A 4,406-nucleotide genomic window follows, 5' to 3' on the forward strand; every position below is an offset into this window, starting at 1 on the left:
AACAGTAATCAAGAAATTTAAAAGGTCTTCCATAACAAAATCCTCCACTTTTATTATAGCGAAGGATTTTGAATTCATCCATGAAAGTCTTTTCTGTAAGCCATATTTTCTTCATGCGTTTGTCGTGTAGATGTCAATATTTGTTGGAAATGGAGAGAATTTCATGATATAATGAAAACGTAAACAAATTCTTTCGACGCTCTAGGAGGTATTTATGTCAAATCTATCTGTCAATGCGATAAGATTTCTTGGTATTGACGCCATTGAAAAATCGAAATCTGGTCACCCAGGAGTGGTGATGGGTGCAGCTCCAATGGCCTACAGCCTTTATACAAAACACATCCGTGTAACACCAAAAGTGCCAAATTGGATTAACCGCGATCGCTTTGTGTTATCTGCAGGTCATGGGTCAATGTTGCTATATGCGCTTTTGCATTTAATTGGCTATGAAGATGTTTCTCTTGATGAGATTAAAAATTTCCGTCAATGGGGATCAAAAACGCCTGGTCACCCAGAATTTGGTCATACAGCAGGTGTTGATGCCACCTCTGGTCCTCTAGGTCAAGGCATTTCAACGGCAGTTGGATTTGCTCAAGCAGAGCGTTTCCTTGCAGCTAAGTATAATAAAGAAGGTTTCCCACTCTTTGACCACTATACCTATGTTATTGCAGGTGACGGTGACTTTATGGAGGGTGTGTCAGGAGAATCTGCGTCTTATGCAGCAAAACAAAGCCTTGACAAATTGATTGTTCTTTACGATTCAAATGATATCTGTTTGGATGGAGAGACAAGTGATGCTTTCTCAGAAAATATCCGTGCTCGCTATGACGCTTATGGTTGGCATACAAGCCTTGTTGAAGATGGAACAGACCTTGAAGCCATCAGCGCAGCGATTGAAGAAGCAAAAACATCTGGCAAACCAAGCTTGATTGAAGTGAAAACAGTTATCGGTCACGGTGCTCCAACAAAAGGTGGTACAAATGCTGTTCACGGAGCTCCTCTTGGTGCAGAAGAAACTGCAGCAACTCGTGAAAACCTTGGTTGGTCTTATGCTCCGTTTGAAGTACCGGAAGAAGTTTATGCGGATTTTAAAGAAAATGTTGCTGATCGTGGTCAAGCTGTTTATGAGGCTTGGAGCAAATTAGTAGCGGATTATAAAGTAGCCTATCCAGAAGTTGCTGATGAAATTGATGCCATTGTTGCTGGACAAGCGCCAGTTACAGTGACAGAAAAAGATTTCCCAGTTTATGAAGATGGCTTCTCACAAGCAACGCGTAACTCTTCACAAGATGCCATCAATGCGGCAGCAGAAGTGCTTCCAACCTTCCTTGGAGGTTCTGCGGACCTTGCTCACTCTAACATGACTTATATCAAGGCAGATGGTTTGCAAGACGCCGAAAATCCGCTGAACCGTAACATTCAGTTTGGTGTTCGTGAATTTGCTATGGGTACCGTTTTAAATGGTATGGCACTTCATGGTGGTCTCCGTGTTTATGGCGGTACTTTCTTCGTCTTCTCAGACTACGTCAAAGCTGCCATTCGTTTGTCAGCCCTTCAAGGATTGCCAGTTACTTATGTCTTTACACATGATTCAATTGCGGTTGGTGAAGATGGTCCAACACATGAGCCGATTGAACACCTTGCGGGTCTTCGTGCAATGCCAAACTTGACAGTTCTTCGTCCGGCAGACGCACGCGAGACACAAGCGGCTTGGCACTATGCATTGACAAGTACAACAACACCAACAGCGCTTGTGTTGACACGTCAAAATCTTGAAGTAGAAGCTGGTTCTGATTTTGCTAAAGTTGCAAAAGGAGCTTATGTCACTTACCAAACGAGCGAAGATTTTGACACTATCTTATTGGCATCTGGTTCAGAAGTTAACTTGGCAGTCAAAGCTGCTAAAGTCTTGGAAGCAGAAGGAACAAAAGTTCGAGTGGTCTCAGTACCATCAATGGAACTCTTTGATGCTCAAGATGCTGCTTATAAGGAAGAAGTGTTGCCAAATGCGATTCGCCGTCGTGTAGCACTTGAAATGGCAGCGACACAAAGCTGGTACAAATATGTTGGTCTCGATGGTAAAGTTATCGGTATTGATACCTTTGGTGCCTCTGCTCCAGCAGCAGAAGTTATCGAACGCTATGGCTTTACAGTAGACAATGTTGTCGCAACAGTGAACAGTCTATAATCATTCTAAAGGGTTGGTTTTCCAGCCCTTTTTGCTATAATGGTATTATGACAAACGACGATGTATTGCAGTTGCTTCAAGCTGATACCGACATGATGACTGTTTTAAGGGCAATAGCAGAGCTGAATCTTTCCGATTGTTGGCTAGCTGCTGGTTCAGTGAGAAATGCTATTTGGAATGACCTCAGTAACCGCCCTGCTTTTGATAAAGAGACGGATATTGATGTCGTTTATTTCGATGCCAATAAAAGTTATGAAGATACTCTAGTTATCCAAAAACAATTAGCAAACCGCTATCCTAACTATCGTTGGGAAGTCAAAAATCAGGTTGATATGCACCAGCACAGCCCAAATACAGCGCCGTATCAATCAGCCTGTGATGCCATCAGTAAATATCCAGAAAAGTGTACGGCAATTGCGGTGCGACTAAAGAATGATAAGCTAGAGTTATATGCTCCTTATGGTTTGGATGATATTATTAACTATCGTGTATCACCGACGCCACATTTTTTAGCAGAGGAGGAGCGAATGGACGTTTATCGTAAGCGTCGAGTGAAAAAGAAGTGGCATGAGAAGTGGCCGCAACTGCACTATGAATAGGAGATTAAGAAAGGACAGAAAATGAAATTAACAACCTTAGGATGTTGGGGAGCATATCCCTATAAAGATGAAGGTACAACTGCTTACTTATTGACTGGACATGATGGCTTTCAACTTCTTATAGATTGTGGTAGCCGTGCGGTCAATGAACTCGAAAAAGAAATCAGCCCCTTGGACTTAGATGCGGTTATTATTAGCCATTATCATCCTGATCATGTGGCAGATTTGGGTGTCTTACGCCATTATTTCCAACTATACCCGAAACATCTCTGGGAGCCAAAGGTGTTACCGATTTATGCTCATGACGAAGATGTATCAGAATTTGAAAAATTAACCTTACCAGGTGTTTCACAAGGAATTGCTTACAATACGTCGGGAACCGAGACAATTGGCCCGTTTTCAGTGACATTTATTAAGACAGTTCACCCAGTGGTTTGTTATGCTTTTCGTATTGTTGAAGAAGCAACAGGATAGGTTTTTGTCTTTACGGCAGATACGGGTTATTTTGAAGATTTGGAAACATTTGCCGCAGGCGCAGATTTACTACTGGCAGATGTTTATCTTTATGAAGGTAATGAAAACCATATCGCTCACTTGACAAGCAAAGAAGCAGGGCTATTGGCACAAAAAACAGGAGTCAAAAAATTAGTCTTGACTCATATGCCACCCCTACCTCCACAAGGAATTCCATCAGAAAATCACTTGGAGTATCTCAAAAATGAAACCCAAAAATATGAGGGAAATATCCCAGTTGAGTTAGCGAGTCCACATCAATCTTGGGAAATTGGAGAATGTTAGTGTTTACAGAAGAAGAAAAATCTTATTTCATGCAGGAAGCCATAAAAGAAGCTCAAAAGTCGCTCGAGAAAGAAGAAATTCCAATAGGCTGTGTCATTGTTAAAGATGGACAAATTATTGGTAGAGGTCATAATGCACGAGAAGAACGCAACCAAGCTATTATGCATGCTGAAATAATGGCTATCACTGAAGCAAATCAAAGAGTAGGGAATTGGAGACTTCTTGATTGCACATTGTTTGTGACGATTGAACCCTGTGTCATGTGCAGCGGAGCAATCGGGCTAGCACGGATTCCACAAGTTATCTACGGTGCAAAAAATGCAAAATTTGGAGGAGCAGGATCATTGTATGATATTTTGACGGATGAACGTCTTAATCATCGTGTTACTGTAGAGACTGGTATCCTAGAAAAAGAGTGTGCTGCTATTATGCAAACTTTTTTCCGAACTCGCCGTAAACAGAAAAATAGCCCGAAATAGTTGAGAGAAGTGGAAAAGCTAAAAACATCTACCACTTCATTTTCTTTATTAGGGGGCATAACCTTAGACAAAGACTCGCCATGTCAGTGAAAATCTTAGTCAAGATCCCCCTGATTGTTTTTATCAAAGATATTAAAAACAGGTTGACAGACAAGATAAGGTTTGCTAGAATGATGAGGTGCTAAATCAGCTCGAAGAAGTTAATGAAAAAAACTGCTAAATTCCCAAACTAACTTCCACCGTCTGTTAAAGTGGAAGTTAATCTGATAAAACCTCTAACAACCAGTGGAAATCCGTGTCAGGGTAAGTTCCACTGGTTTTTATAATGGTTGATTTTATTGC

3 protein-coding genes and 1 pseudogene are annotated in these 4,406 nt (G+C 41.3%); all 4 read left to right on the forward strand.

Annotated elements, in window-relative coordinates; all coding sequences use genetic code 11:
- The first annotated feature begins 214 nt into the window (after positions 1 to 214).
- Positions 215 to 2,188: a transketolase gene (tkt, locus tag EAF07_RS10310; protein WP_121836458.1), complete on the forward strand. Its 1,974-nt coding sequence runs from the start codon at positions 215 to 217 to the stop codon at positions 2,186 to 2,188.
- A gap of 47 nt (positions 2,189 to 2,235) precedes the next feature.
- Positions 2,236 to 2,787 carry a nucleotidyltransferase family protein gene (locus tag EAF07_RS10315; RefSeq protein WP_183121699.1) on the forward strand — a complete coding sequence of 184 codons (552 nt, stop codon included), beginning with the start codon at positions 2,236 to 2,238 and terminating at the stop codon, positions 2,785 to 2,787.
- 21 nt (positions 2,788 to 2,808) lie between these two features.
- Positions 2,809 to 3,585, forward strand: a pseudogene (locus EAF07_RS10320) (MBL fold metallo-hydrolase).
- On the forward strand, positions 3,579 to 4,064 hold the full coding sequence (gene tadA, locus EAF07_RS10325) for a tRNA adenosine(34) deaminase TadA (RefSeq protein WP_121836460.1): 486 nt from the start codon (positions 3,579 to 3,581) through the stop codon (positions 4,062 to 4,064). Before EAF07_RS10320 ends, tadA begins: the two are co-directional and overlap by 7 nt.
- Positions 4,065 to 4,406 lie beyond the last annotated feature (342 nt).

The sequence above is a fragment of the Streptococcus hillyeri genome, from assembly GCF_003686955.1.
Classification (GTDB): domain Bacteria; phylum Bacillota; class Bacilli; order Lactobacillales; family Streptococcaceae; genus Streptococcus; species Streptococcus hillyeri.

What these genes read in the sequence shown, in the direction of transcription:
- tkt (WP_121836458.1), top strand. Translation starts at nt 215, where the DNA reads ATGTCAAATCTATCTGTCAATGCGATAAGATTTCTTGGTATTGACGCC.
- EAF07_RS10315 (WP_183121699.1), top strand. Translation starts at nt 2,236, where the DNA reads ATGACAAACGACGATGTATTGCAGTTGCTTCAAGCTGATACCGACATG.
- tadA (WP_121836460.1), top strand. Translation starts at nt 3,579, where the DNA reads ATGTTAGTGTTTACAGAAGAAGAAAAATCTTATTTCATGCAGGAAGCC.